A 26,294-nucleotide genomic window follows, 5' to 3' on the forward strand; every position below is an offset into this window, starting at 1 on the left:
GCCTCATTCTTCCACCCGAACTTCACGGAACATGCCCATTTCCATGTGGTACAGGAGATGGCAGTGATAGGCCCAGCGGCCGAGCGCATCGGCGGTGACCCGATAACTGCGTCGGGAACCGGGTGGCATGTCGATGGTGTGTTTGCGCACCATGAATTCGCCGTTCTCGTCTTCGAGGTCGCTCCACATGCCATGCAGGTGAATGGGGTGGGTCATCATCGTGTCGTTGACCAGTACCACCCGAACCCGCTCGCCGTATTTGAGGCGTACAGGTTCGGCGTCGGAGAACTTCACGCCGTTGAACGACCAGGCGAATTTTTCCATGTGGCCGGTGAGGTGCAGTTCAATGGTACGGCTCGGGTCGCGACCGTCCGGGTCTTCGAAGGTGCTGCGCAGGTCGGAATAGGTCAGGACGCGGCGGCCGTTGTTGCGCAGGCCGAGGCCGGGATCGTCGAGTTTGGGGGCGGTGGTCATGGCTTGCATGTCCACCAGCGGGTTGTCTTTTTCCGTCTCGGGATGGGACTGCATGCCGGGCATGGCCATGGCGCTGTGATCCATGCCCGCCATGCTGCCGTGATCCATGCCGCCCATGCCCATGTCATCCATGGTCACCAGCGGCCGAGGGTCCAGCGGCGGTACCGGCGCGGATAAACCCGCCTTCGCTGCGAGCGTGCCGCGTGCAAATCCCGTCCGATCCATCGACTGGGCGAACAAGGTGTAAGCCGCTTCGGTCGGCTCGACAATCACATCGAAGGTCTCCGCCACCGCAATGCGAAACTCATCGACACTCACCGGTTTGACGTGCAGGCCATCCGCAGCGACCACCGTCATCTTCAGCCCGGGAATGCGCACGTCGAAGTAGGTCATGGCGGAGCCATTGATGAAGCGCAAGCGCAGTTTCTCGCCCGGCCGGAACACGCCCGTCCAGTTCGAGTTCGGCGCCTGGCCGTTCATCAAGTAGGTGTAAGTTGCGCCGCTGACGTCGGCCAGGTCGGTGGGGTTCATCTTCATTTCGGCCCACATCTTTCGGTCGGCGACCGTGGAACCCCAACCTTTCTCGCTGACGTCGTGGATGAAATCACCCACGGTGGGCTTGTTGTAGTTGTAGTAATCGGACTGCTTTTTCAGCGTCTTCATCAGGCCGACCGGATCTTCATCGGTCCAGTCGGTCAGCATCACCACGTAATCGCGGTCGTACTGGAACGGCTCCGGCTCCTTGGCGTCAATCACCAATGGCCCGTAAACGCCGGACTGTTCCTGAAAACCCGAATGGCTGTGGTACCAGTAAGTGCCGTTCTGCCGGACCTTGAACTGGTAGACGTACATGCCATCCGGCTCGATGCCGTGAAAGCTCAGCCCCGGCACGCCGTCCATGTTGGCCGGCAGCAAGATGCCGTGCCAGTGAATGGAGGTGTTGGTGTTGAGTTTGTTCTTCACCCGCAGCGTCACCGTGTCACCTTCGCGCCAGCGCAGCAGGGGGCCGGGAATACCGCCGTTGATGGTCATCGCGGTGCGCGGGTTGCCGGTGATGTTGACCGGGGTTTCGCCGATGAACAGGTCGAAATCGGTGCCTGCCAGCACTTGAGGCTCGCCAGGACTGGTGACCGCCCAGACAGGTGTGCGCCATAACCCGAGGCCGCCAAGGAGCCCGCCCGCGGCGAGCCCCTTCACGAAGGTGCGTCTTGTTGTGTTGGAATGCATGCCGTTTTCCTGGTCCGTCAGCGTGGAGAGTGCTTGGTGACAAGGCTAATGGGCGGCGCCTTTCAGCAGGCTGAGGCGCAGATTACATTTTTGACAGTTTCATGCCGTGTTTATTGGCGTGTACCGGGCGTTGATGTTGTGGCCACGGTGCCGCCCCCGCAATTGATATACGAAGACGACTTCAACCAGCGCTGATCCGGATAGTAAGAAAACAACAACTGCCCATCTTTCATTGAATCAATCAACTTATGCGCAATTGCTGGCCGCACCGCCGGACACCCCAGGCTTCTACCAATCCGGCCATTGGTTCGGGCAAGAACCGGACTGACATAGGGCGCCCCGTGAATAACGATCGCCCGCTCGAACGCTTTGTCATTGAACCCCGGCTCCAGGCCTTCCATGCGCAAGGAATAACCGTTCTGGCCGACGTAGCTCGATTGGGTGCGATATAAACCCAGACTGGTGGCAAAGCTTTCATTCTGGTTGGAAAACTTGACCGCCATGTTCTCGCCACTGTTGCGACCGTGGGCGACCCATTCGTGGAACAGTAATTTACGTTTCTTCAGGTCGAACACCCATAACCGTTGTTCGGTCGAAGGCAGTGAATAGTCGATGACAGCAAGTCTTTGGACAGGCGCTTTACCTTGGGCCAAGCTGCATTGAGTCGCGCGTACGGCCAGCCCGATGACTTTGGCGTTGGCGCCAGGTGCTGCTTTGAGCAGCGCGGCTTCAAGCGAATCGGCGTAGGCTGCCGGTACTGAAACTGACGTCAGCAGCAGGGCCGAGAACAGGAAACAAAAGCGGTCTAGCGCCATATGTAAATCTCACATTAATGTTTCGAGTCTAGCAGTGTGCAGGATGCTAGCCGTTGAATACGGGGCGATTAAGGATTATCCATGGGGCAGTTAACAAGGTTATTCGTCATAAGCCGCATGTTTTTTATGGGCTTTCTGATCAGCGGCGCAGCGATTGCAGAAACCTCGCCGATTGAGGGGGTATCTGCTGCCATCAGCAGAAACGGCGCAGCACCTGACGATTACGTCGCTCAAACGATTCAGGCGGCACTTGAGCCATTGAGCTCATCGTTTCCTCCCTTGCTCACTTCCCGTGGTCATCAACGGATGGACCCGAGTCGTGTGGTCATGGATTTTTACATGCATCGGGGTTATCGCTCGGCCTGGGCCAACGACAGCGATGTCACCCAGTTATTGAAAAGCCTGAGCGAGACCCAGGCCGATGGGTTGGACCCTGCCGACTTTCATATTGATGAGTTGGCGAATGCCCGGGCGTCGATGCAGGCAGCAGCGCCAACAGTGGCGCAACGGGCGGCGTTCGATATCGCGGCCACCCGGACCTTTGTCACGGCGCTGCTGCAATTGCGGCGCGGCAAGGTTGACCCTTCGCGTCTGGACATTCATTGGAATTTCGACCCTGTGGGCGCCGATCCCCGTGGAGACATGCATAAATTGTTCGCCGCGCTCGATGCGCATGACGTGGCGCGCGCTTTCGCCGAAGCACCGCCACAAGAGGCGGTTTACCGCAGCCTGCGCGTCGGACTGGCGCAACTGCGCAAGGTTCGGGACGCGGGTGGCTGGCCGAAGATTGCCGAAGGCCAATCGCTCAAGCCAGGCATGGATGACGTCGCTGTCGCGCAGTTGCGCGCACGCTTGGTGGCGGGTGGTTATCTGGCCCCATCGAAGAGCCCACGCACTGACTACGACGACAGCGTCATCGCAGCAGTGAAAAAGTATCAGGCCGAGCAATACCTGGGGGCGGACGGCGTGGCGGGCGCCGCGACACTGGCGGCGTTGAATGTGCCCGTAGAAGCACGGATAGACCAGGTCCGGGTGAACATGGAGCGTGCGCGCTGGTTGCTGTACAAACTTCAGGGCACTTTTGTCATCGTTGATATTGCGGGTTACAAGGTGGCGCTTTATCGCGACGGGAAGGCGATATGGCGTTCCCGGGTTCAGGTCGGTAAGCCGTTTCGCAGTACGCCGGTGTTTCAATCCGAGATCACTTACGTAACGTTCAACCCCACCTGGACCGTACCACCGACCATCCTCGTCAAAGACATGCTGCCGAAGATTCAAAGAGATCCCGGCTACCTGGCCGCCAACCGAATAAGAGCCCTTGATCGAGAGGGGAATGTGCTCGATCCGTCGACCGTCGACTGGGATAACGCACGCGGTATCACGCTGCGACAGGATGCGGGGCCGGATAACTCACTGGGGCAAGTGGTCATTCGGTTTCCCAATGAATATTCGATTTATCTCCACGACACGCCGCATCGCGAGTTGTTTGCGCAATCGCGCCGAGCCACCAGTTCAGGCTGCATACGAGTGGAGAACCCACTGCAGTTGGTAGAACTACTGTTCAATGACCCGGTTCGTTGGAACAGCGCCGCAATACGGGCCCAGTTGGCTAACGGCAAGACCGAAAATATCAGGCTTCCCGTCAAAGTGCCGGTGCTGTTGGCTTACTGGACGGTGGATCTGAGTAGTGATGGTCGAGTGATGTTTAAACCTGATGTATACGGCTATGACTCCGCGGTACTGCGGGGGCTCAATCAGCCTTCGGAACTGCCCGTCCTGGATGTGCGACGAGCAGGAACTTCCGCGGTCGCGACGGGGCAAAACCGGTAATGATCCTGAAACAGGCGAGGTGTGCTATCCGTAGGTAACCGGCAGGTCATCGATGCACTGACGTTGCAAGCGCTCTGCATCAACCTTTGCGCTCCGTCGCAGATTCAGGGAATGGGGAAGCCAAAAGGTTGGCTCGCCCGTTGAAAACTATCACAATGCAAAAAAAGTCCGCCGAACATTGATGTGAAGGGATAGGGAATTGAAGATGGATGTTGCGCAAAACAAACCGTCACTCAATACAGGCATGCTTAATGGGCATGACCTCGATGAGTGCCGCAACATCCAGAAAGGTGCCGTGTTTATCATTGCTTCGGGGGCGTCCGCCAAGGATTTTCCGCTGGAAAAGTTTGCGAACGTTCCAATGATCACAATGAACGGCGCCATTTCCATGTTCTCCGGGACAGGTATCAAGCCTTTCTTTTATGCCTGTACGGATCAAGGCTTTTCCAGGCAACAACCCGAACTGTTTTCAGAGGCCATGCGCATCAGCCAGCGGGTGGCGCTGTGGCAAGAGCACATCTGGCATACGACGGTCCCGCCTGAAGGCGAACTGTATTTACTCGGCCGAGCCCCCAAGCTTTCCTGGACGGACCTGGTTTTCAGGGCCGATAAAGAACTGGTCAGAAGTCGCAAACTCGGAAATGGCCGTAACAGAACCCTTGGTTTCAGCAAGAACCTTAAACGCGGTTTTTTTGATGCTCGTACGGTGGCTTATCTGGCGTTACAGATTGCCTATCACGTGGGGTTTACCAAGGTGTTTCTGGTAGGCGTCGATTTGAATCAGTCTGTAAGCCGGTTTTATGAAGGGGCCGACACGGTCGCCTCGCCATGCCTGCTCGATCAGCATTTTTATACGCGGATCCTGCCGTCGTTCGAGATCTTGTCGAAGTACGTCGTGAGTGAAGATTTTCGGGTCTACAACCTGTCCAGTTCCTCGCGGATTCCCGGCGAACTCATTCCCCGAGTGACGCTGGATGAGATCGACAAGTTGATCTGAAGGTTATTCGTACTTTAATGGGCGCCCGCGAGGCGCCTGTTTTTTTGTTGGGTGATTATGTCTGGGAGGTGGCCCCGCGGGCATACCGGCAAATGCGCCAGCTCGGGCGCATTTGCACAGTGCGATGCGACGGCTAGCCAAACGGCATTTGCCCGCCACCCCCTCGTAGACTAAGCTCACAAAAAATAAGGGTTTTGGGGTGATACCCATGCCTTACCCTTACAGGACGAGCTTTTGTCTATCCCTCTTCACGATCCGCACAACGCCACCGGCGTCACGTTGAAACGGTTACCTTTGCGCAAAGCAGCGGTACTGTTCATCGCAGTCGTGTGCCTGAGCCTGTGCGGTTTGCTGTACCTGCAACTGGAGCAGTCGCGCCGGCATGACCTGGCCTTGGCGCAAGTGGCGTCTACAAACCTGACGCGGGCCATGGCGCAACAAGCTGAAGACACCTTCATGCAAGCCGACCTGGTGCTGACCAGTCTGTCCGACTGGATTCAGGTTGACGGTTTCGGTGCACCGCAAAAGGCACGCTTGCAGAAAACATTCGCCCGGCGAGTGCAGGCACTGCATCAATTGCACGGGATATTTCTGTTCGACCAAAAGGGACAGTGGATCGTTACCTCTTTCGACGAACTGCCACGCGGAGCCGGTGTAGGGGATCGCGATTATTTCAAGTTCCACCAGCAGAACGTCTCCTCCCTGGCGCACATCGGGCCGGCGATTCGCAGTCGAGGAAACGGCGAATGGATCATTCCGGTATCCAAACGGGTGAACGACAGGAATGGCAATTTCCAGGGCGTCTTGTTGGCTGGCATCAAGATGGCGTACTTCGATCAGTCCTTCAAAAGCTTCAGCATTGATGACAACGGTTCCATGTTTTTGGCATTGACCGACGGAACACTGCTGGCGCGCCGCCCGTTTGTGGAGTCGCTGATTGGCACATCGCTGGCCAAGGGCGAGATCTTCGAGAAATTGCTGCCCAACGCGCCTGCCGGGAACGCGATGTTCAGCTCGCTGCTCGATGGTGTTGTGCGGTTGCATGGCTACCGTCAGCTCGACGCTTATCCGTTGGTCGTGTCTGCCGCCTCGTCCAGGGAGGCGATTCTCAAGGATTGGTACGACACGGCATTTCGCTCCACAGTCATCGTTGCCCTGGTGGTGGTGGGCGTAGGGCTGTTCGGTTGGATGTTCCTTTATCAGGTGCGTGTCGGCGAACAGGTCGAGGCGGATTTGCGCAAGGCAAAGGAAGCCCTGAAGCTGATCGCGACCCACGACAGCCTGACCGGCCTGGGCAATCGACGGCTGTTCGAGGGCGCGCTGGACATCGAATTCAGCCGAGGCGCCCGGCAGTCGAGTTCGCTAAGCCTGATCATGCTCGATATCGATTACTTCAAGCGCTACAACGACACTTATGGCCACGTGGCGGGGGACCATTGCCTGGCTGAAGTGGCGCGGGCGGTGAAAAGCTGCTGCCATCGAAAGGCCGATTTGGCCGTGCGCTATGGCGGTGAAGAGTTTGCGGTATTGCTGCCCGACACCGACATTCACGGCGCGATGGTGATTGCCGAGCAGATCCGCCGCAGCGTCATGGACAAGAACATCCTCCACAGCGGTTCGCCCTCGGGCTTCGTGACGGTCAGCCTGGGTTGTTACTCGTTTGTGCCGACGGGGCGGGACAGCATGGAAGTGTTTATCGAACGCGCGGACGCAGCGCTGTATCAAGCCAAGCATTCGGGGCGAAACCGCTCGGCGGTGCTGTCGATGGAGGGCGGTGTCGAGGCACTGCTGCGTTCGGATCGTTGAGCTGTCTATCGAGGGTGTTTCACCCGCGCAACACCGCGGCCAGCCGGCTGTCTGCCTGTCAGATCCCCTTCGATTGATCGTCTAGAGTTGCGGTAACCCTGTCGATCCCGGCAGGTCTTCCCACCGCACGGATGATCTCAGAATGTTGATTACTCAAGCATTGACAGCCGTTGCTCTAACCGTAGCAGCCAGCGTCATCTTTCCGCTCGCCAGCCAGGCTCAATCGAAAGTCACAGCCGAAGAAGCACACGCCATCGGCGTGGATGCCTACCTTTATTTGTACCCGCTGTTGACCATGGACATTACCCGCAAGCAATTCACCAACATCGAACCTGGCAAGGAATTCGGTAAAGGTCCGATGAATATGTTTGTCAGCGTTCCGCAGTATCCACCTGCCGATTTCAAAGGGGTGGTGCGTTCGAACTTCGACACCTTGTATTCCATTGCCTGGCTGGATTTGACCGAAGAACCGCTGGTGATCGCAGCGCCCGATACGGCCGGGCGTTTTTACTTGCTGCCGATGCTCGACATGTGGACCGATGTGTTCGCCTCACCGGGCTGGCGCACCACGGGCACCCAGGCGGGGCAGTTTCTGGTGACACCGCCGGGCTGGACCGGGACGGTGCCAGCCGGTCTGAACCATCTGCCGGCGCCCACGCCCTTTGTCTGGGTCATTGGCCGCACCAAGACCGACGGCGCCGCGGACTACGCGGCGGTACACAAAATTCAGGCTGGCTATACGGTGACACCGTTGTCCCGACTGGGTAAAAGCGCCGAGCCGGTCAGCGTGAACATTGACCCGGCCGTGGATATGAAGACCCCGCCCAAGATCCAGGTCGACTCAATGTCGGCGGCCGATTACTTCGCCTACGCCGCCGAATTGCTCAAGGTGCATCCTGCGCACATCAGCGATCAACCGATCCTGGCGCAGATGAAGCGTATCGGTATCGAGCCCGGAAAATCCTTCGACATGAAGGCGCTGGACCCTGAAATCCAAGCAGCGTTGCAGACCGTGCCCAAGGACGCGCAGGCGCTGATGACGTGGAAGGTTCCAACCCTCGCTCGTGTGGTCAACGGCTGGTCGATGAACACCGACACCATGGGCGTCTATGGCAACTACTACCTCAAGCGCGCGATCGTTGCGCAGATCGGGCTCGGTGCCAACTTGCCCGAGGATGCGATTTATCCGCTGAACATCGGCGATGTCGAAGGCAAGCCACTCGATGGCTCGAACAAGTACGTGCTGCATTTCGACAAGGGTGAAACGCCACCGGTAAACGCTTTCTGGTCGATCACCTTGTACGACCCCGAGGGTTTCCAGGTCGGCAATGCGCTCAACCGCTTTGCAGTCAGTAGCTGGATGCCGTTCAAGACTAATGCCGACGGTTCGCTGGACATCTACCTCCAGCACGAAAACCCCGGCAAGGACCTTGAAGCCAATTGGCTGCCGGCACCGAAGGGCGGTTTCAACCTGACCATGCGTTTGTATGGGCCCAAGCCCGAGGTTTTGAACGGCAAGTGGAATCCGCCACCGGTCAAGCCAACCTAGTTCCGCGTTTCAGGCCTAAAAGCAGCCGACGATCATCGGCTGTTTTTACGCGTCCAGCTTCCCGTCCCGCCGCCGGCACCGCCCGTTCCACCGCCCGCCGCGCCCGTGCCACCTCCCGCGCCAGAGCCGCTGTTCCCGGCATTGCCACCATTTCCGCCATCCGAGGAGCCCGATCCGCTATTGCCGCGGTTAGTGTTTTGATCGCTCGAGGGTTGGCCAGGGTTATTGTTGGGCACCATGGTCGAGCCGCCGAATGAGCCCGACCGGGTACCTTTCGCATCAGCGCCATCTCCTGGGGCAGCAAAAATACCGACGCACAGGGCGCACAGCACTCCCGCGAGTAACAGCGAAGTCATTTTGATGGTCATCAGGATGCGCCTCCAAAGATGAGTCGTTACCTGATGATGGTATGAAGGGCAGGGCGGTGGGTGCCGGCTGGTTGACGAGTGGCTGGTGTGCAATTACAGGGCAGCAGCCGTCGATTGGCGATGGTTGTGTCAACGGTTCTTCAATTGCTGCAATGGCTTGCGTTATCCAGGCGCCAGGGCCCAGCATGGCTGCTATGGTCAGTGAACGTTCGGCGAGTGCGTTGGTAAAAAAGCATTGCGAGCGTCGCATCCCGATCAGGCAATCGATTTGACAGGATCAAGTGCATGGATATGACTGCCGTTACCCTCGTCACCGCTCCCCGTCATACGCCGATAACCCGTAACCTGGTGTTTGTCGTCGGCCTGCTGTTTGTTCTGGGGGTGCTGATCGCGTTGTTGGCCTTGTTCAACATTGCCGGACGGCTGGATGCGCAGGACCTGGCCAAGACCACTTTCTACACCCAGCGTGCGCTGGAAAATCGCATCACCGCCTCGAAAAACTACATCGCCAGTTATGCAAACTGGACGAGCGCCTACGACCATTTGGACGGCAAGGTTGATGTGCAATGGGCTTACGTCGAGCAGAACCTGGGCAAAACCCTGTTCAGCATCGATCACTACGATGGTGTCTTCGTGGTCGATCGTCAGCAAACCAAATACGCCTTGGTGCGCGGGCTTCAAGTCCAGGAGGCGGCGACCACCTATCTTTCGGCATCCATGGCGACACTGATAGAAGCAGTCCAGCGTCAGGAAAGCCTCATTGACCCGATCAGCCAGTTCACGCTGTTCGAGGGCAAGCCGGCATTGCTGACGGCTGCTGCAATCGTTCCCAATGACGAAAGGCCGGCGGTCGATCCCCAAAGCACCTCGGTGCTGGTGTTCGTCGACCAATTAAGCCCTGACAAGCTCAGCACCCTGAGCACCGATTACGGTTTGCATGATTTAAACCTGACGCCTGATAACGCCATCGCGCCCGGCAGCCCGGCCGTGGCACTGGCGGACACCGGCTACAGTCTGGTTTCCCGACTTGAGCAACCGGGTCATCAGTTGCTCTGGTCGTTGCTGCCGCCATTGGGCGGCGCGCTGTTGGTGCTGGCGTTGTTAACGGCTTATTTCTTCCGGTATGTCTTGCGCACGTCCGGGCACGTGGATGCCAGCTACACCAGCCTCGATTTATCGAACCAGGCGCTGGAGGCCAGTGAAGAACGTTTTCGTGCAGTGGCTGAGGCTGCTTCCGACTGGATCTGGGAAATCGATGACAAACATTGCATCTCTTATCTGTCAGGACGTTTCGCCACCGTCACCGGTTTTTCCGATCAGCAATGGATAGGGCAGGACATCGGGCAACTGCTCAATTGCGACACGCTGCCCTTGTCGCTGTGGCTGCATAAGCTCAATGAAGAACAGCCCGTCAGCCATTTGCGCTGCTCCTATCGCGATCAGTCGGGGCAACAGCGTATCTGCCGGGTTTCGGCACGACCGATCCATCGCAAGGGCGCGGTAGTGGGCTATCGCGGAACGGCCAGCGACATCACCGATGAAGTCGCCGCCCATGCCCAGATCCAGCATCTGTCGTTGCACGATGCCCTGACGGGGCTGCCGAATCGCAACAAACTGGCGCGTTTCCTCGACGAGGCCCTGGCGCTTAAAGAGCATTCGGCAGCGCTGGTGCTGCTGATGATCGATCTGGATAACTTCAAGCCGATCAACGATTCCCTCGGTCACCCGGCCGGCGACGCGGTATTGCTGGAAGTGGCCACCCGATTGCGCGAGTGCACGCGGGACATCGATCTGGTCGCGCGGCTCGGTGGTGATGAGTTTGTGCTGGTGCTCAACGGCATGGACAGCCACGCCGAAATCGACCGGTTCTGCGAACGTTTGCTCGAAAGCCTGCAGCAGCCGATTCATTACGAGCATCACACGCTGCACATCGGCGCGAGCATCGGTGTGGCCTTGAGTCGGCGTCAGGGGCACATTCCCAATGAGCTGATCCGGTGTGCCGACATTGCGCTGTATCAGGCTAAATCCGACGGCAAGAGGACCTGGTGCTACTTTGCGCCGCACATGAACGATCAGATCCAGCACCGTCGGCAACTGGAAAACGACCTGCGCCGGGCGATCAAGAACAACGAGTTCCTGATGCACTACCAGCCGCGCTACAACATGGACGGCAAGCAGGTGGTCTCGGTGGAAGCGTTGCTGCGCTGGCAGCATCCGGAGCAGGGGCTGCTGAGCCCCGACGAGTTTATTCCTTTGGCCGAGCAGACTGACCTGATCGTGCCTTTGGGGCGCTGGGTGTTGCGCGAAGCCTGTGAAACGGCCCTGACCTGGCCCGGTGCGTTGATGGTGTCGGTCAATTTGTCGCCTGTTCAATTTGCCCGCAGCGATGTGGTGGAGGACGTCAGGGAGGCATTGATCCAGAGCCGTTTGCCGGCCAGTCGCCTGGAGCTGGAGATCACCGAAAACGTGATGCTCATCGATGTGGAGGGCGCGTTGACGACCATGAATGCGCTCAAGGAGCTGGGCGTGCGGTTGAACATGGACGACTTCGGTACCGGCTATTCGTCCCTGGGTTACCTGCGCACGTACCCGTTCGACGGGATCAAGATCGACAAGCGTTTCATCTCGTCCATGAGCGGCGGCGGCAATGACCGCGCCGTGGTGCAGGCGATCATCAACCTTGGCAAAGCCATGGGCCTGACCGTGACCGCAGAGGGCGTCGAGACCCTCGAGCAACTGGACTTCCTGGTCTCGGACCAGTGCAACGAGGTGCAGGGTTTCTACTTGAGTCGGCCTATGGAAAAGCAGGCGTTACTGCCATTGCTCAAGGCGTCGCATGACGAGTTTCCCGTGTAGCGCCGCGCCTTTAGTCGCCTGACTCGCTCGGAGAGGCAACTGCCAGCACGCCCCCCGGTCACAACTGGATATCGACCCTGCGTTGCGAGCGTTGGCCCATGAAGAACCTGAAAATCGCGACATTCAACGTCAACGGCATGCGCGCCCGACTGCCGAACTTGCTGGCCTGGCTTGAGCGAGAGCAACCAGACATCGCCTGTTTGCAGGAGCTCAAGTCAGTCGACAGTGCATTTCCCGTCGCCGAGCTTGAGGCCGCGGGTTATGGCGCGCTCTGGCAAGGACAGTCGTCGTGGAACGGCGTGGCAATTCTGGCGCGGGACGCGCAGCCGCTGGAGAGACGTCGAGGCCTGCCAGGCGATGACAGCGACACCCATAGCCGGTATCTGGAGGCCGCCGTGCACGGGATTCTGGTGGGCTGTCTGTACCTGCCCAACGGCAATCCGCAGCCGGGGCCGAAGTTCGATTACAAGCTGGCGTGGTTCGAACGGCTGATCCACTACGCGCAGACGCTTCAGGCCAGCGAGCATCCTGTGGTCCTGGCCGGTGACTACAACGTGGTGCCCACCGACCTCGACATTTACAACCCGCGATCCTGGCTGAAGGATGCGTTGCTGCAACCTGAAAGCCGCGAGTGTTATCAGCGCCTGCTGGCCCAGGGCTGGACCGATTCCTTGCGCCATCTGTATCCGCAGGATCGGCTCTATACCTTCTGGGATTATTTTCGCCAGCACTGGCAAAAAAACTCGGGGCTGCGCATCGATCATCTGTTGCTTAATCCGGTGCTGAGCCCTTATTTGCAGGAGGGCGGAGTGGATGCCTGGGTTCGCAACGAGCCCCACGCGAGTGATCACGCGCCGGCGTGGATTCGATTGAGTCCGCGTAAGCGGCGTTGAGTTTGAAGTGTGTGGCGATTGGCTAAATCAATTGTCGGTCGAACCGCTTTTTCCCTTATACATGGCGCCCATCGGTGGAGAAATCCGGCCCCTGCATAAGGACTGAGCAATGAGCGAGCCACAGCTGACGAATCTTGCGTTGTACCTGCAGCGCCTGGGCTTCGACGCGCCTCCGGCGCCGACCCTGGAAACCCTGCACCAACTTCAACTGCGCCACACTGGCGCCTTTCCGTTCGAAAACCTCAGCACGTTGTCGGGCCAGCCGGTGCTCATTGACCTGCCGTCTATCGAGCAAAAGGTCCTGCACGACGGTCGCGGCGGTTACTGCTACGAACTCAACAATCTGTTCCTGGCCTTGCTCCAGGCACTGGGCTTCGATGCTCGCGGTTTCTCCGGCCGAGTGGTCATGGGCCAACCCGAAGGCGCATGGACCGCCCGCACACACCGCTTGAGCCTGGTCACCCTGGACGGCGTGCGCTACATCACCGACGTTGGCTTCGGCGGCATGGTGCCCACCGCACCGCTGATGCTCGATACCGTGGTTGAACAGTTCACACCTCACGAACCGTATCGCATCGAGCAGCACGAGGATGGCTACACCCTGCGCGCCAACGTCGCCGGAGAATGGCGGGCGATGTACATTTTCGATTTGCAGCGCCAGGAAGACATCGATTACGCCGTTGGCAACTGGTATGTCTCGACCCATCCGGAATCGCCGTTCGCCAGGCAACTGATGGTGGCGCGCACCGGCGAAGGGTGGCGCCGCACCCTGAACAACGGCAGTTTTGCGATTCATCGGATCGGCCGTGAGACTGAACGACGGCAAGTGGCTGATGTGGACGAATTGATGGATTTGTTGCGCAACGAATTCGACATTCGGGTGCCGCGGGAAGTGGCGTTGCGTCGGGTTATTGAAGGGCTGATTCAACAGCCCTGAACCTCACAGCTCAAGCCCCTCCTGCACCACCGACAGCAGGGTGTCTTCGGTCATGGCGATCGCATCCGGTTGTTGCCCGGATTGATCGATCGCCTGCAGCCACCACTGTGTCTCGCCGTGTTCGCTCACGGTTCGCAGCATCGAGAGTGCTTTTCCTTGAGTGTGGATTTCGATCCGCCCGGCACCATCCTCGGTGAAACGAGCGACAGGGTCGAAAGTGATGCAGTGGTGATTGCCTTCAATCAGTAACTGGTCGATCGCGTAGTCATAGGTCTCACCGTCGGGATGACGCTCGAAGACGTGCGTGGGCACTCGCCGAATGTTCAGGCCCGCTTCGCTGAGCGGCGCCAGCCAGGCTTCGACGAGGTGGTACAGCTCGTAAACCTGTGCAGGCCAACTGTCGATCTGCTGGTCGGCGCAGTGTGTCGCGTCGGCACTGGACTGCTGGGTTTGCTTCAGTTTCGCAGCGAGTTGGTCAGCCTTACTCATATCGATTTCCTATCGTGGTCTCAAAAAGAGCGTACCCCTATCAAGGTAGTGCACGTCTTGCCTTGCGTCATGTTGTCGGGAGGTTTTGGCTTCAAGGGGCTTGCCGACAATGAGTCTCGCGGGCTTGGAATGGCCATCTGTCCATAATCTGACTGATTAGTTGTATACAACTCTATAGACATTTGTCCTGAGTCTTGCATACAGTGTGCGCATAACAAAAACCAGGGAACCCCCCAACCATGAAAACGCCCCATGTTTCACACCAACGGCCCGAGGACGAAAATCTCGGGATCGGCGCGAATATGGCTTACGGCCTGCAACACGTTCTGACCATGTACGGCGGCATCGTCGCGGTGCCTTTGATCATCGGCCAGGCAGCCGGGCTCTCGCCGGCGGACATCGGTTTGTTGATTGCTGCTTCACTGTTTGCGGGGGGCTTGGCGACATTACTGCAAACGCTGGGTTTACCGTTTTTCGGTTGCCAATTGCCGCTGGTACAGGGCGTGTCGTTCTCTGGCGTCGCGACGATGGTGGCAATTGTCAGCAGTGGCGGGGAAGGCGGGTTTCAATCGATTCTCGGGGCGGTGATTGCCGCGTCGTTGATCGGCTTGCTGATCACGCCGGTGTTCTCGCGAATCACCAAGTTTTTCCCGCCGCTGGTCACCGGCATTGTGATCACCACCATCGGCCTGACGCTGATGCCGGTGGCCGCACGCTGGGCCATGGGTGGCAACAGCCATGCCCCGGACTTCGGCAGCATGGCGAACATCGGTCTGGCGGCGGTGACGCTGGTGTTGGTGCTGCTGTTGAGCAAGATCGGCAGCGCGACCATCTCCCGCTTGTCGATCCTGCTGGCGATGGTCATCGGTACGGTGATTGCGGTGTTCCTTGGCATGGCTGACTTCTCGTCCGTCACTCAAGGCCCGATGTTTGGCTTCCCGACGCCGTTCCACTTTGGCATGCCGACCTTCCACTTCGCCGCGATCCTGTCGATGTGCATCGTGGTGATGGTGACGCTGGTGGAGACCTCGGCCGACATTCTGGCGGTGGGTGAAATCATCGGCACCAAAGTCGACTCCAAACGCCTGGGCAACGGTCTGCGTGCCGACATGCTGTCGAGCATGTTCGCGCCGATCTTCGGTTCCTTCACTCAAAGTGCCTTCGCCCAGAACGTCGGACTGGTGGCAGTGACCGGGATCAAGAGCCGCTTCGTGGTGGCTACCGGCGGTTTGTTTCTGGTGATCCTCGGCTTGCTGCCGTTTATGGGCCGCGTCATCGCCGCCGTACCGACTTCTGTCCTTGGCGGCGCCGGTATCGTGCTGTTCGGCACCGTGGCCGCCAGCGGTATTCGTACGCTGTCCAAGGTCGACTACCGCAACAACGTCAACCTGATCATCGTTGCCACCTCCATCGGCTTTGGCATGATCCCCATCGCCGCACCGACTTTCTACGACCACTTCCCAAGCTGGTTCGCCACGATCTTCCACTCGGGCATCAGCTCGTCGGCGATCATGGCCATCGTGCTGAACCTGACCTTCAACCACCTCACTGCCGGTAACTCCGATCAGCAGTCGGTGTTCGCGGCGGGCACTGAGCGCGTCCTGCGTTATCAGGATCTGGCAGCGTTGCGCGAAGGGGATTATTTCAGCGAAGGAAAACTGCGTGATTGCGACGGGAATGAGATTCCGGTGGTGGAGACGGACCATGAGCATGCAGAGCCGCGGGCGATGCATGCAAAAAGCAGTGAGCATGTTTGACGCCGGCACTCGCTGAAAAAGGCCGATCTGTTGAAGAGACAGATCGGTTTTTTTTGCTTTTCCGTCAGCCACAAAAAAGCCCCCGAACCTTTCGATTCAGGGGCTTTTCGATTTTTCTGTCTGGCTCCACGACCTGGACTCGAACCAGGGACCCAGTGATTAACAGTCACTTGCTCTACCAACTGAGCTATCGCGGAATGGCGTGTATGTTACTGATTCAAAAAGAGAAGTCAAGCACCTGTTGGCAATTTGACGGGTTCATGGGGACGGGCGGTGGTTTATCGACCGCGGGCGGTTACCAGAACCGCCTCAGAGGTCTACCATGGCGACCCGGAAGTGGTTACACGCGCTGCCGGCCATTCGCCGAAAAGGTACGCGCCATGAATTACCCAGCCACCACACCTCGCCACAACGGGGTGTTCGCATGAGCATCGCTCAGATCAGCCTGCCCAAAGGCGTCGGCCCGCACGCCGAAAAACTGTTCGACGCAATCACTCAGGCCAGCACCGCTGATGAATTGAACCGTGCCGGTGGCAAGGCCGAAGGGTTTGTCCTGGGCCTGGAAAGCACCAAGGCCATCAAAAGCCAGGTCGCTGAATCGCTCTACGTCGCCTATGACGACGCTGCCAGCCAGCGGGCAACCGAACTGGCTTAACCGCCGAAGGTGACGGTGGCGAGCATCAGTTTGGCGTACAGCATGGTTGCGGCCAGTTGCACCAGCCACAAGGCCAGGCCGCCGAGAAACACGCCGGCAGCGACTTGCATCACCAGGTTGTTACCGCGTTTGGCTGGGGTGCGAGGCACGAAGTGGTCCAGCTCATCGCGGTCGGCGCGTAGGTCATCGTTTTTCATGTGGGTTCTCAAGAATTCTCGGGTGTACATAAAACCTGTGGGGGCGAGCCTGCTCGCGATGGCGGCGGCACATCTTGTATCTATATGACAGAAAGACCGCTATCGCGAGCAGGCTCACTCCCACATTTAATTTGTGTGGAGTTTAAAGGGCGCAGCTGCTGCTTTGAGATTTATCTGCGGCCAATAAAAACGGGAAGCCATGTGGCTTCCCGTTTTTCGTATCACTGGGCGATTCAGATCACCGCAACGATGGCCTTGGTCACGACGTCGATGTTGCTCTGGTTCAGCGCGGCCACGCAGATGCGGCCGGTGTCCAGGGCGTAGATGCCGAACTCGCTGCGCAGGCGGGTCACTTGCTCAACCGTCAGACCGGAGTAGGAGAACATGCCGCGCTGACGGCCGACGAAGCTGAAGTCGCGTTGTGGCGCGTTTTTCGCCAGCAGGTCGACCATCTGGATGCGCATGCCGCGAATCCGCAGACGCATTTCAGCCAGTTCTTCTTCCCACTGGGCACGCAGTTCCGGGCTGTTCAGTACAGCGGCGACGATGCTTGCACCGTGGGTCGGCGGGTTGGAGTAGTTGGTGCGGATCACGCGTTTGACTTGCGACAGCACGCGCGCGCTTTCTTCTTTCGATTCGCTGACGATCGACAGGGCGCCCACGCGCTCGCCGTACAGCGAGAACGATTTGGAGAAGGAGCTGGAGACGAAGAAGGTCAGGCCCGATTCAGCGAACAGGCGCACGGCAGCGGCGTCTTCGTCGATGCCATCGCCAAAGCCCTGGTAGGCCATGTCGAGGAACGGTACGTGACCTTTCGCTTTGACGACTTCCAGCACGTTGTTCCAGTCCGCCGGGCTCAGGTCCACACCGGTCGGGTTATGGCAGCAAGCGTGCAGGACGACGATGGAACCGGACGGCAGGGCGTTCAAGTCTTCCAGCAAGCCAGCACGGTTCACGTCGTGGGTCGCGGCGTCGTAGTAGCGATAGTTCTGCACCGGGAAACCGGCCGTTTCGAACAGCGCGCGATGGTTTTCCCAGCTCGGGTCGCTGATCGCCACGACGGCGTTCGGCAGCAGTTGCTTGAGGAAGTCGGCACCGATTTTCAGGGCGCCAGTACCGCCAACGGCCTGGGTGGTGATGACGCGGCCAGCGGCGATCAGCGGCGAGTCATTGCCGAACAGCAGTTTTTGCACGGCCTGGTCATAGGCGGCAATACCGTCGATTGGCAGGTAGCCACGGGATGCGTGTTGAGCGACGCGAATCGTCTCGGCTTCGACAACGGCGCACAGGAGTGGAATTCGCCCCTCCTCGTTGCAGTAAACACCGACCCCCAGGTTGACCTTGTTGGTACGGGTATCGGCGTTGAATGCTTCGTTGAGGCCCAGGATTGGATCGCGTGGTGCCATTTCGACAGCGGAGAACAGGCTCATTTTGCGGCGGCTCTGAATGGAAAATGGAGGGACGTGTCGCGCTCCAGCCGAATGCACTAGAGCGGTGCACAAACGGGGAGCTAGTATAGAGGCCATCTGCGATTAATGGCGACAGACGATTCGGCTTTTGCGGTAAGTTTTTCCGATTATTTCTCGACCGTTAGTCGATTGGCACCGTCAAAGGTTTTACCTGATGTAGGACGATTGCCTTGAAAGCGAGGGCAATCGGCTCCACATTGAGCACAATCCAGTTTTTTCCTCGGGCGACATCGGTCGTTTGCGGTCTTTCCGTTGCTGCCCGGCTCACCCGGACAGGCGCGAACCCAGAGGTTTTTCATGTCTGAATTCCAGCTAGTCACCCGTTTCGAGCCCGCCGGCGATCAGCCGGAAGCCATCCGCCTTATGGTCGAGGGCATCGAAGCCGGGCTGGCGCACCAGACGTTGCTCGGTGTGACCGGCTCGGGCAAGACCTTCAGCATCGCCAATGTAATCGCCCAGATTCAGCGTCCGACCCTGGTGCTGGCGCCGAACAAGACCCTGGCTGCGCAGTTGTACGGTGAGTTCAAGGCATTCTTCCCGAACAATGCCGTCGAATACTTCGTTTCGTATTACGACTACTACCAGCCCGAAGCCTACGTGCCGTCATCGGACACGTTCATCGAGAAAGACGCCTCGATCAACGATCACATCGAGCAGATGCGATTGTCCGCGACCAAGGCGCTGCTGGAGCGCAAGGACGCGATCATCGTCACCACGGTGTCGTGCATCTACGGTCTGGGCAGTCCGGAAACCTATTTGAAGATGGTTCTGCACGTGGATCGCGGCGACAAGCTCGATCAGCGTGCATTGCTGCGTCGCCTGGCAGACCTGCAATACACCCGCAACGACATGGAGTTTGCCCGTGCGACCTTCCGGGTCCGCGGCGATGTGATCGATATCCACCCGGCGGAATCCGATTTCGAAGCGATCCGCATCGAGCTGTTCGATGACGAAGTCGAGAGCCTGTCCGCCTTCGATCCGCTGACCGGTGAAGTGATCCGCAAGCTGCCGCGGTTCACGTTTTATCCGAAAAGCCACTACGTCACCCCGCGAGAAACCCTGCTGGATGCCGTCGAAGGGATCAAGGTCGAGTTGCAGGAACGCCTGGAATACTTGCGCTCCAACAATAAACTGGTGGAAGCCCAGCGCCTGGAGCAGCGCACCCGTTTCGACCTCGAGATGATCCTTGAGCTGGGTTACTGCAACGGCATCGAAAACTACTCGCGCTACTTGTCCGGTCGCGAATCGGGCCAAGCGCCGCCCACCTTGTTTGATTACCTGCCGGCCGATGCCCTGCTGGTGATCGACGAATCCCATGTCAGCGTGCCGCAGGTTGGCGCCATGTATAAGGGCGACCGTTCGCGTAAAGAGACGCTGGTGGAATACGGTTTCCGCCTGCCGTCCGCACTGGATAACCGGCCGATGCGCTTCGACGAGTTCGAAAGCATCAGCCCGCAGACGATCTTTGTCTCGGCCACGCCGGGCAATTACGAGGCAGAGCACGCCGGTCGCGTGGTCGAGCAACTGGTCCGCCCGACTGGCCTGGTGGACCCGCAAATCGAAATCCGTCCGGCGTTGACCCAGGTCGACGATTTGCTTTCGGAAATCGGCAAGCGCGTCGCGCTGGAAGAGCGGGTGCTGGTCACCACGTTGACCAAGCGCATGTCTGAAGACTTGACCGATTACCTGGCCGACCACGGTGTGCGGGTGCGTTATTTGCACTCCGACATCGACACGGTGGAGCGGGTCGAGATCATCCGTGACTTGCGTCTGGGCACCTTCGATGTGCTGGTGGGGATCAACCTGCTGCGTGAAGGCCTGGACATGCCGGAAGTGTCGCTGGTGGCGATCCTCGATGCGGACAAGGAAGGCTTCCTGCGTTCCGAGCGCTCGCTGATCCAGACCATTGGCCGGGCGGCGCGCAACCTCAATGGTCGGGCGATTCTTTATGCGGATCGCATCACCGGTTCCATGGAGCGGGCGATCGGCGAGACCGAGCGTCGTCGCGACAAGCAGATTGCCTTCAACCTGGCCAATGGCATCACGCCCAAGGGCGTGTTCAAGGACGTTGCCGACATCATGGAAGGCGCCACCGTGCCGGGTTCGCGCAGCAAGAAGCGCAAAGGCATGGCCAAGGCCGCCGAGGAAAGCGCCAAGTACGAAGCGGAATTGCGTTCGCCGGGGGAAGTCGCCAAACGCATCAAAGCCTTGGAAGAGAAGATGTACGCGTTGGCGCGGGATCTTGAATTCGAAGCGGCGGCGCAGATGCGCGATGAAATTGGCAAGTTGCGTGAGCGGTTGATCACCGTCTGATTTGCTGCGCTCGTACTGGCCTCTTCGCGGGCAAGCTCCACAAAGTCTATGGTGCACCTTGGCTTAAATGCCCTGCTCACTGGAGCCGGGCGGGCAACGCCTGTTACCATTCGCCCCTTGTTTTATCTTCATTTCGAGACTTGCCATGACCACCGTCCGCACTCGCATCGCGCCATCGCCTACCGGGGATCCCCACGTAGGTACCGCTTACATCGCTTTGTTCAACTACTGCTTTGCCAAGCAGCACGGCGGTGAGTTCATCCTGCGGATAGAAGACACCGACCAATTGCGTTCGACTCGCGAGTCCGAACAACAGATTTTCGACGCCTTGCGCTGGTTGGGTATCGACTGGAGCGAAGGCCCGGATGTTGGCGGTCCGCACGGTCCTTACCGTCAGAGCGAGCGCGGCGACATTTATCAGAAGTACTGCCAGCAGTTGGTCGAAATGGGCCATGCATTCCCGTGCTTCTGCACCGCTGAAGAACTCGACCAGATGCGCGCCGAGCAAATGGCCCGCGGCGAAACCCCGCGTTACGACGGCCGTGCGCTGTTGCTGTCCAAAGAAGAAGTCGCGCGTCGCCTGGCCGCTGGTGAGCCGCACGTGATCCGCATGAAAGTGCCGAGCGAAGGCGTTTGCGTGGTGCCGGACATGCTGCGTGGCGACGTCGAGATCCCGTGGGATCGCATGGACATGCAAGTGCTGATGAAGACCGACGGTCTGCCGACGTACTTCCTGGCCAACGTCGTCGATGACCACCTGATGGGCATCACCCACGTCCTGCGTGGCGAAGAGTGGCTGCCGTCGGCGCCGAAACTGATTCTGTTGTACGAGTACTTCGGCTGGGAGCAACCCGAGTTGTGCTACATGCCGCTGCTGCGTAACCCGGACAAGAGCAAGCTGTCCAAACGCAAGAACCCGACCTCGGTGACGTTCTACGAGCGCATGGGCTTCATGCCGGAAGCGATGCTCAATTACCTCGGTCGCATGGGCTGGTCGATGCCGGACGAGCGGGAGAAGTTCTCGCTGCAGGAAATGGTCGACAACTTCGACCTGAGCCGCGTCTCCCTCGGCGGGCCGATTTTCGACATCGAGAAACTGTCGTGGCTCAACGGCCAATGGCTGCGCGACCTGCCGGTGGAAGAGTTCGCTTCACGCCTGCAAAAATGGGCGCTGAACCCGGAATACATGATGAAGATCGCGCCCCACGTGCAGGGCCGCGTCGAAACCTTCAGCCAGGTTGCACCGCTGGCCGGTTTCTTCTTCGCCGGTGGCGTGAACCCGGACGCCAAGCTGTTTGAATCCAAAAAACTGTCGGGCGATCAGGTGCGTCAGTTGATGCAGTTGATTTTGTGGAAGCTGGAAAGCCTGCGTCAGTGGGAGAAGGACAGCATCACCGCAACGATCCAGGCGGTGGTCGAATCCCTGGAACTGAAATTGCGTGACGCCATGCCGCTGATGTTTGCCTCGATCACTGGCCAGGCCAGTTCGGTGTCGGTGCTCGATGCGATGGAAATCCTGGGGCCGGACCTGACCCGTTTCCGTCTGCGCCAGGCGATCGACTTGCTGGGCGGCGTGTCGAAGAAGGAAAACAAGGAGTGGGAAAAACTCTTGGGCAACATCGCCTAAGGTTGTTTGATCCTGCGTAGGAGCTGCCGAAGGCTGCGATCTTTTGATCCTGCTCTTCGGCGCCACCCCGGTTTTGCAGGGGGAGGGCGGTAAGTGATTGTTATGTCGGCAAAAAACTTTGAAATATTTTAAAAATAAGTTTGACAGCCTTCCGATGCGCCATTAAGATTCGCCCCGTCCTCAGCGATGAGGGGCTATAGCTCAGCTGGGAGAGCGCTTGCATGGCATGCAAGAGGTCGACGGTTCGATCCCGTCTAGCTCCACCAATTTACACTTCAAGGTCTGGCCACACCGGCCTTGAAGCGATCACCACTCAGCGGTGATCTGTTGTATAGAAGGGTTTGCGTCCCCTTCGTCTAGTGGCCTAGGACACCGCCCTTTCACGGCGGTAACAGGGGTTCGAGTCCCCTAGGGGACGCCAGTTTTACAGAAGCGATGTTGCAAGATGTCGCTCCGCCGCGAGGCGAAAAATCCGGGGCTATAGCTCAGCTGGGAGAGCGCCTGCATGGCATGCAGGAGGTCAGCGGTTCGATCCCGCTTAGCTCCACCAATTTTACAGTTCAAGGTCTGGCCACACCGGCCTTGAATCGATCAGCTCTCAGCACTGATCAGTTGTATAGAAGGTTTTGCGTCCCCTTCGTCTAGTGGCCTAGGACACCGCCCTTTCACGGCGGTAACAGGGGTTCGAGTCCCCTAGGGGACGCCACGATTACCCGCTCTGCGGGATTTTATAAGGGTCATTCAATTATTGAATGGCCCTTTTGTTTGTCTGGCGTTTGGCCAAATCCCCCTATTTCTTTCAAACTGTTCTTCAGACCAGCGGTCACAATCACGACTTGCGTAAAATTATTATGAGAATAATATTCTAGTCGTAATATTCGGAGGCAACGATGAACGATAAAAAAGCTCAAACCCGCGAACGCATCCTCAAGGCTGCCAGCGCAGCGCTGATTCAGCGCGGCCCGGCCGAACCGAGCGTGGGCGAAGTGATGGGCGCGGCCGGCCTGACCGTCGGCGGCTTCTACGCGCACTTCGAAAGCAAGGACGCGATGATGCTGGAAGCGTTCAAGCAACTGCTCGGTCATCGCCGTGGCTTGATCGCCGACATGGATGCCGAATTGACCGGCGAAGAACGTCGCGCGTTGGTTGCTGCGTTTTATCTGTCGCGCAAACACCGCGATTCCTCTGAGTCAGCCTGCCCGATTCCGGCTTCTGTCGGTGAGCTTGGCCGCCTGCCGGACGCGTTTCGCGTGGCGTTGAACGAGCATGTGGAAATGATGGTCGCGCAGTTGGCGGCCAGCCCGGAAGACACCGACAAGGCCCTGGCCGATATGGCTCTGATGGTCGGTGGTTTGGCTTTGGCTCGCGCGTTGGGGCCAGGAGAATTGTCCGATCGATTGCTGCGCGCCGCCAAGTCTGCGGTGCTGTGACCTAAAGGCATTGGCCTGAGGAGTGAGAGCGATGAGCACGTTGAAGTGGGTTCGCGGCGTTAATGGCACCTTGGGCTGGTTTGCACCGAAACTGGTTGCGAGCAAAATGCGATTGGCATTCATGACGCCGCGGGAACTGCCGCCGCGTGATTGGGAATTGCCGCTGCTGGCGAAGTCCGAGCGAATCACCCTGCGCTTCGGCCTCTCGGCGCTGCGTTGGGGGCAAGGTCCCGCGGTATTGCTGATGCACGGTTGGGAAGGCCGGCCGACTCAATTCGCCAGCCTCATCACCGCTCTGGTCGATGCCGGTTACACGGTGGTTGCGCTGGACGGTCCGGCCCACGGTCGCTCGCCGGGTCGCGAGGCCAATGTGGTGCTGTTCGCCCGGGCCATGCTTGAGGCTGCTTCCGAGTTGCCACCGCTGCAAGCCGTCATCGGCCACTCCATGGGCGGCGCCAGTGCCATGCTCGCCGTGCAGTTGGGCTTGCGTACCGAAACCCTGGTCACTATCGCGGCCCCGGCGCGGATACTCGGCGTATTGCGCGGTTTCGCCCGCTATGTACGGCTGCCACCGAAAGCCCGCTCGGCATTCATTCGTCAGGTCGAAAGAGACGTCGGCATGCGCGCTTCGGCACTGGATGTCGCGCACTATCAGCTCGACATGCCCGGCCTGATCGTTCACGCCGAGGATGACTGCTTTGTTCCGGTCAAGGAATCGCAGCTGATCAACGAGGCCTGGTTTGACAGCCGTCTGTTGCGCCTGGAAGAGGGTGGTCATCAGCGGGTGCTGGCTGACCCTCGGGTGATCGAAGGCGTTCTTTCGTTGCTCGCCGGACGCAGTCTGCAATCGCGCCAATCGGCCTGAGCATCCGTTACACTCCCCGGTGAAAATTTTCTGACCGGGAGTGGGGCATGGGCTGGGATCGGGCAACGCCATTTATCATTGACCTGGAAGTCGGCGCAGAGGACATCGATGGGTTGGGTCACGCGAACAACGCGGTGTACGTGACCTGGCTCGAACGCTGTGCCTGGCGCCACTCCCAGCGGCTTGGCCTGGACCTGGTCGAGTATCGTCGGCTGGATCGGGCGATGGCGGTGGTGCGGCACGAGATCGATTACCTGGCGGCTGCCTATGAAGGCGATGAGTTGCAATTGGCGACCTGGATCGTCGATTGGGACCAACGCCTGAAAATGACCCGGCACTTCCAGTTGAAGCGCCCCAGCGACAACACCACGTTGCTACGGGCGCAGACCACCTTCGTCTGCATCGAACTGTCGACCGGCAAGCCCAAGCGCATGCCGGCGGAGTTCATCGAGGGCTACGGCCCCGCGTTGTTATCGCAAAATCCCGAAGCATCCAAAATCTAATGTAGGAGTGAGCCTGCTCGCGATAGCGTTGTGTCAGCCAACAGTGATGCTGCTGATGCACCGCTATCGCGAGCAGGCTCACTCCTACAGGGGAATCTGCGATGTTCTGCAGATTCCTCGCGCAATCCAGTAAACTGCCGCACGTTTTTCGTTGAGTGTGTTTTTCATGCAAATTGCTTTGGCGCCCATGGAGGGGTTGGTTGACAACATCCTGCGGGACGTGCTGACTCGTGTGGGCGGTATCGATTGGTGCGTGACCGAGTTCATTCGGATCAACGATCAACTGCTCACGCCTGCCTATTACCATAAATTCGGCCCGGAACTGCTGACCGGCGCCCGCACCGCATCCGGTGTGCCGCTGCGGGTGCAACTGCTCGGTTCCGATCCGGTATGCCTGGCGGAAAACGCCGCGCTGGCCTGCGAACTGGGATCAGAGGTCATCGACCTGAACTTCGGCTGTCCGGCCAAGACCGTGAACAAGTCCCGCGGCGGCGCCGTGCTGCTCAAAGAGCCTGAGCTGCTGAACCAGATCGTGGAACATGTACGTCGCGCCGTTCCGGCGCACATTCCGGTGACAGCCAAGATGCGCCTCGGTTTTGACAGCCCCGACGGTGCGCTGGTGTGTGCCACGGCCCTGGCCGAAGGTGGCGCGGCGCACATCGTGGTTCACGCGCGGACCAAAACAGACGGCTACAAGCCCCCGGCCCATTGGGAGTGGATCCCCCGGGTGCAGGATGTGGTCAAGGTGCCGGTGTTCGCCAATGGCGACATCTGGAGCGTCGAGGATTGGCGTCGTTGCCGTGAAATCAGCGGCGTTGAGGACATCATGCTCGGTCGCGGCCTGGTTTCGCGCCCGGACCTGGCACGGCAAATCGCAATGGCGCGGGCCGGTGAGGACGTCGTCGAGATGACCTGGGCCCAATTGCTGCCGCTGATTCAGGACTTCTGGCTGCAAGCCAAGGCGCAGATGACAGCCCGCCAATCGCCGGGTCGCTTGAAGCAGTGGCTGGCAATGCTGACCCGCAATTATCCCGAAGCGGTCGAGCTGTTTACCGTGCTGCGTCGTGAGACCGAACTGGATCAGGTCTCGCGTTTACTGGGCTTGCAGGTGTCCGAAGCCGCCTGAAAAAAATCTGAAAATAATCTCTTGAAAAGCAATCAGCGGTCCTTATGTAAGGATTACGCGATGCCGAATCCGGGTCGCGGAGACAAAAAAACTTGCTGATATGTTTCAGGA

General features: G+C 58.9%; 21 protein-coding genes and 5 tRNA genes. 19 read left to right on the forward strand and 7 right to left on the reverse strand.

The features are described from left to right. Nucleotides 1-3 precede the first annotated feature (3 nt). Together PFAS1_RS21190 and PFAS1_RS21195 are read right to left on the reverse strand one after the other, a co-directional pair. A complete protein-coding gene (locus PFAS1_RS21190; RefSeq protein WP_076030402.1) occupies nucleotides 4-1,701 on the reverse strand; it encodes a copper resistance system multicopper oxidase in 1,698 nt (565 codons plus the stop codon). A 110-nt stretch (nucleotides 1,702-1,811) separates the two neighbouring features. Further along, a complete protein-coding gene (locus PFAS1_RS21195) occupies nucleotides 1,812-2,516 on the reverse strand; it encodes a murein L,D-transpeptidase catalytic domain family protein (RefSeq protein ID WP_076030403.1) in 705 nt (234 codons plus the stop codon). Nucleotides 2,517-2,597: 81 nt separating this feature from the next. On the opposite strand from PFAS1_RS21195, the gene PFAS1_RS21200 reads away from it, so the two are divergent. The 4 genes from PFAS1_RS21200 (at nucleotide 2,598) to PFAS1_RS21215 (ending at nucleotide 8,698) form a co-directional block, all read left to right on the forward strand. Then, entirely contained in the window at nucleotides 2,598-4,346 is a 1,749-nt protein-coding gene (locus PFAS1_RS21200) for a L,D-transpeptidase family protein (protein ID WP_076030404.1), read from the forward strand. Nucleotides 4,347-4,551: 205 nt separating this feature from the next. Beyond that, nucleotides 4,552-5,343 carry a lipopolysaccharide biosynthesis protein gene (locus PFAS1_RS21205; RefSeq protein WP_076030405.1) on the forward strand — a complete coding sequence of 264 codons (792 nt, stop codon included), beginning with the start codon at nucleotides 4,552-4,554 and terminating at the stop codon, nucleotides 5,341-5,343. A gap of 234 nt (nucleotides 5,344-5,577) precedes the next feature. Beyond that, complete coding sequence (locus PFAS1_RS21210) at nucleotides 5,578-7,149, forward strand: sensor domain-containing diguanylate cyclase (RefSeq protein ID WP_076030406.1); 1,572 nt, start codon at nucleotides 5,578-5,580, stop codon at nucleotides 7,147-7,149. Between the two features lie 142 nt (nucleotides 7,150-7,291). After that, nucleotides 7,292-8,698, forward strand: coding sequence for a DUF1254 domain-containing protein (locus PFAS1_RS21215; protein WP_076030407.1), 1,407 nt, complete (start codon nucleotides 7,292-7,294; stop codon nucleotides 8,696-8,698). A gap of 32 nt (nucleotides 8,699-8,730) precedes the next feature. Here PFAS1_RS21215 and PFAS1_RS29970 read toward each other — a convergent pair whose 3' ends face one another. Beyond that, nucleotides 8,731-9,069, reverse strand: coding sequence for a hypothetical protein (locus PFAS1_RS29970; RefSeq protein WP_076031564.1), 339 nt, complete (start codon nucleotides 9,067-9,069; stop codon nucleotides 8,731-8,733). A gap of 282 nt (nucleotides 9,070-9,351) precedes the next feature. Here PFAS1_RS29970 and PFAS1_RS21225 point away from each other — a divergent pair, with 282 nt between their 5' ends. The 3 genes from PFAS1_RS21225 (at nucleotide 9,352) to PFAS1_RS21235 (ending at nucleotide 13,752) form a co-directional block, all read left to right on the forward strand. Further along, the gene (locus tag PFAS1_RS21225) at nucleotides 9,352-11,922 is read left to right on the forward strand and encodes a bifunctional diguanylate cyclase/phosphodiesterase (RefSeq protein WP_076030408.1); all 2,571 of its coding nucleotides are present in this window, start codon (nucleotides 9,352-9,354) and stop codon (nucleotides 11,920-11,922) included. Between the two features lie 98 nt (nucleotides 11,923-12,020). Beyond that, nucleotides 12,021-12,815 (forward strand): exodeoxyribonuclease III, encoded by a 795-nt coding sequence (gene xth / locus PFAS1_RS21230; RefSeq protein WP_076030409.1) that lies wholly within the window; start codon nucleotides 12,021-12,023, stop codon nucleotides 12,813-12,815. 109 nt (nucleotides 12,816-12,924) lie between these two features. Continuing rightward, nucleotides 12,925-13,752 carry an arylamine N-acetyltransferase family protein gene (locus PFAS1_RS21235; RefSeq protein ID WP_076030410.1) on the forward strand — a complete coding sequence of 276 codons (828 nt, stop codon included), beginning with the start codon at nucleotides 12,925-12,927 and terminating at the stop codon, nucleotides 13,750-13,752. A gap of 3 nt (nucleotides 13,753-13,755) precedes the next feature. Here PFAS1_RS21235 and PFAS1_RS21240 read toward each other — a convergent pair whose 3' ends face one another. Next, complete coding sequence (locus PFAS1_RS21240; RefSeq protein WP_076030411.1) at nucleotides 13,756-14,241, reverse strand: hypothetical protein; 486 nt, start codon at nucleotides 14,239-14,241, stop codon at nucleotides 13,756-13,758. A gap of 239 nt (nucleotides 14,242-14,480) precedes the next feature. Here PFAS1_RS21240 and PFAS1_RS21245 point away from each other — a divergent pair, with 239 nt between their 5' ends. Continuing rightward, nucleotides 14,481-15,998 (forward strand): nucleobase:cation symporter-2 family protein, encoded by a 1,518-nt coding sequence (locus PFAS1_RS21245; RefSeq protein WP_076030412.1) that lies wholly within the window; start codon nucleotides 14,481-14,483, stop codon nucleotides 15,996-15,998. 121 nt (nucleotides 15,999-16,119) lie between these two features. Here the strand turns inward: PFAS1_RS21245 and PFAS1_RS21250 are convergent. Continuing rightward, nucleotides 16,120-16,195, reverse strand: a tRNA-Asn gene (locus tag PFAS1_RS21250). Nucleotides 16,196-16,422: 227 nt separating this feature from the next. Between PFAS1_RS21250 and PFAS1_RS21255 the strand changes: the two genes are divergently transcribed. After that, nucleotides 16,423-16,653, forward strand: coding sequence for a hypothetical protein (locus PFAS1_RS21255; protein ID WP_008007186.1), 231 nt, complete (start codon nucleotides 16,423-16,425; stop codon nucleotides 16,651-16,653). Here PFAS1_RS21255 and PFAS1_RS21260 read toward each other — a convergent pair. Then, nucleotides 16,650-16,850 (reverse strand): hypothetical protein, encoded by a 201-nt coding sequence (locus PFAS1_RS21260; RefSeq protein WP_008151298.1) that lies wholly within the window; start codon nucleotides 16,848-16,850, stop codon nucleotides 16,650-16,652. The two genes, PFAS1_RS21255 and PFAS1_RS21260, sit on opposite strands and share 4 nt — an antisense overlap. A gap of 233 nt (nucleotides 16,851-17,083) precedes the next feature. Further along, nucleotides 17,084-18,280 carry an amino acid aminotransferase gene (locus PFAS1_RS21265; protein ID WP_076030413.1) on the reverse strand — a complete coding sequence of 399 codons (1,197 nt, stop codon included), beginning with the start codon at nucleotides 18,278-18,280 and terminating at the stop codon, nucleotides 17,084-17,086. Between the two features lie 336 nt (nucleotides 18,281-18,616). On the opposite strand from PFAS1_RS21265, the gene uvrB reads away from it, so the two are divergent. From uvrB to PFAS1_RS21315, 10 genes are all read left to right on the forward strand, one after another. Further along, nucleotides 18,617-20,632 carry an excinuclease ABC subunit UvrB gene (gene uvrB / locus PFAS1_RS21270; RefSeq protein ID WP_074875214.1) on the forward strand — a complete coding sequence of 672 codons (2,016 nt, stop codon included), beginning with the start codon at nucleotides 18,617-18,619 and terminating at the stop codon, nucleotides 20,630-20,632. Between the two features lie 145 nt (nucleotides 20,633-20,777). After that, complete coding sequence (gene gltX, locus PFAS1_RS21275; protein ID WP_076030414.1) at nucleotides 20,778-22,259, forward strand: glutamate--tRNA ligase; 1,482 nt, start codon at nucleotides 20,778-20,780, stop codon at nucleotides 22,257-22,259. Nucleotides 22,260-22,449: 190 nt separating this feature from the next. Then, nucleotides 22,450-22,525: transfer RNA gene (locus PFAS1_RS21280), tRNA-Ala, on the forward strand. A 79-nt stretch (nucleotides 22,526-22,604) separates the two neighbouring features. Then, nucleotides 22,605-22,680 (forward strand) — tRNA-Glu (locus PFAS1_RS21285). Nucleotides 22,681-22,733: 53 nt separating this feature from the next. Beyond that, nucleotides 22,734-22,809, forward strand: a tRNA-Ala gene (locus PFAS1_RS21290). A gap of 80 nt (nucleotides 22,810-22,889) precedes the next feature. Next, nucleotides 22,890-22,965 (forward strand) — tRNA-Glu (locus PFAS1_RS21295). Nucleotides 22,966-23,149: 184 nt separating this feature from the next. Beyond that, nucleotides 23,150-23,689, forward strand: coding sequence for a TetR/AcrR family transcriptional regulator (locus PFAS1_RS21300; protein WP_008028313.1), 540 nt, complete (start codon nucleotides 23,150-23,152; stop codon nucleotides 23,687-23,689). Between the two features lie 31 nt (nucleotides 23,690-23,720). After that, nucleotides 23,721-24,554: an alpha/beta fold hydrolase gene (locus PFAS1_RS21305; RefSeq protein ID WP_076030415.1), complete on the forward strand. Its 834-nt coding sequence runs from the start codon at nucleotides 23,721-23,723 to the stop codon at nucleotides 24,552-24,554. A 47-nt stretch (nucleotides 24,555-24,601) separates the two neighbouring features. Further along, the gene (locus tag PFAS1_RS21310; RefSeq protein WP_076030416.1) at nucleotides 24,602-25,057 is read left to right on the forward strand and encodes an acyl-CoA thioesterase; all 456 of its coding nucleotides are present in this window, start codon (nucleotides 24,602-24,604) and stop codon (nucleotides 25,055-25,057) included. 166 nt (nucleotides 25,058-25,223) lie between these two features. Further along, a complete protein-coding gene (locus tag PFAS1_RS21315; protein ID WP_076030417.1) occupies nucleotides 25,224-26,183 on the forward strand; it encodes a tRNA dihydrouridine synthase in 960 nt (319 codons plus the stop codon). Nucleotides 26,184-26,294: the final 111 nt, after the last annotated feature.

The sequence above is a fragment of the Pseudomonas frederiksbergensis genome, from assembly GCF_001952935.1.
Taxonomy (GTDB): Bacteria; Pseudomonadota; Gammaproteobacteria; order Pseudomonadales; family Pseudomonadaceae; genus Aquipseudomonas; species Aquipseudomonas frederiksbergensis.

Bases quoted from the DNA above. Each gene is read 5' to 3' on its own strand.
- PFAS1_RS21190 (WP_076030402.1), bottom strand. From the start codon at position 1,701: ATGCATTCCAACACAACAAGACGCACCTTCGTGAAGGGGCTCGCCGCG.
- PFAS1_RS21195 (WP_076030403.1), bottom strand. From the start codon at position 2,516: ATGGCGCTAGACCGCTTTTGTTTCCTGTTCTCGGCCCTGCTGCTGACG.
- PFAS1_RS21200 (WP_076030404.1), top strand. From the start codon at position 2,598: ATGGGGCAGTTAACAAGGTTATTCGTCATAAGCCGCATGTTTTTTATG.
- PFAS1_RS21205 (WP_076030405.1), top strand. From the start codon at position 4,552: ATGGATGTTGCGCAAAACAAACCGTCACTCAATACAGGCATGCTTAAT.
- PFAS1_RS21215 (WP_076030407.1), top strand. From the start codon at position 7,292: ATGTTGATTACTCAAGCATTGACAGCCGTTGCTCTAACCGTAGCAGCC.
- PFAS1_RS21225 (WP_076030408.1), top strand. From the start codon at position 9,352: ATGGATATGACTGCCGTTACCCTCGTCACCGCTCCCCGTCATACGCCG.
- xth (WP_076030409.1), top strand. From the start codon at position 12,021: ATGAAGAACCTGAAAATCGCGACATTCAACGTCAACGGCATGCGCGCC.
- PFAS1_RS21235 (WP_076030410.1), top strand. From the start codon at position 12,925: ATGAGCGAGCCACAGCTGACGAATCTTGCGTTGTACCTGCAGCGCCTG.
- PFAS1_RS21240 (WP_076030411.1), bottom strand. From the start codon at position 14,241: ATGAGTAAGGCTGACCAACTCGCTGCGAAACTGAAGCAAACCCAGCAG.
- PFAS1_RS21245 (WP_076030412.1), top strand. From the start codon at position 14,481: ATGAAAACGCCCCATGTTTCACACCAACGGCCCGAGGACGAAAATCTC.
- PFAS1_RS21255 (WP_008007186.1), top strand. From the start codon at position 16,423: ATGAGCATCGCTCAGATCAGCCTGCCCAAAGGCGTCGGCCCGCACGCC.
- PFAS1_RS21260 (WP_008151298.1), bottom strand. From the start codon at position 16,850: ATGAAAAACGATGACCTACGCGCCGACCGCGATGAGCTGGACCACTTC.
- PFAS1_RS21265 (WP_076030413.1), bottom strand. From the start codon at position 18,280: ATGAGCCTGTTCTCCGCTGTCGAAATGGCACCACGCGATCCAATCCTG.
- uvrB (WP_074875214.1), top strand. From the start codon at position 18,617: ATGTCTGAATTCCAGCTAGTCACCCGTTTCGAGCCCGCCGGCGATCAG.
- gltX (WP_076030414.1), top strand. From the start codon at position 20,778: ATGACCACCGTCCGCACTCGCATCGCGCCATCGCCTACCGGGGATCCC.
- PFAS1_RS21300 (WP_008028313.1), top strand. From the start codon at position 23,150: ATGAACGATAAAAAAGCTCAAACCCGCGAACGCATCCTCAAGGCTGCC.
- PFAS1_RS21305 (WP_076030415.1), top strand. From the start codon at position 23,721: ATGAGCACGTTGAAGTGGGTTCGCGGCGTTAATGGCACCTTGGGCTGG.
- PFAS1_RS21310 (WP_076030416.1), top strand. From the start codon at position 24,602: ATGGGCTGGGATCGGGCAACGCCATTTATCATTGACCTGGAAGTCGGC.
- PFAS1_RS21315 (WP_076030417.1), top strand. From the start codon at position 25,224: ATGCAAATTGCTTTGGCGCCCATGGAGGGGTTGGTTGACAACATCCTG.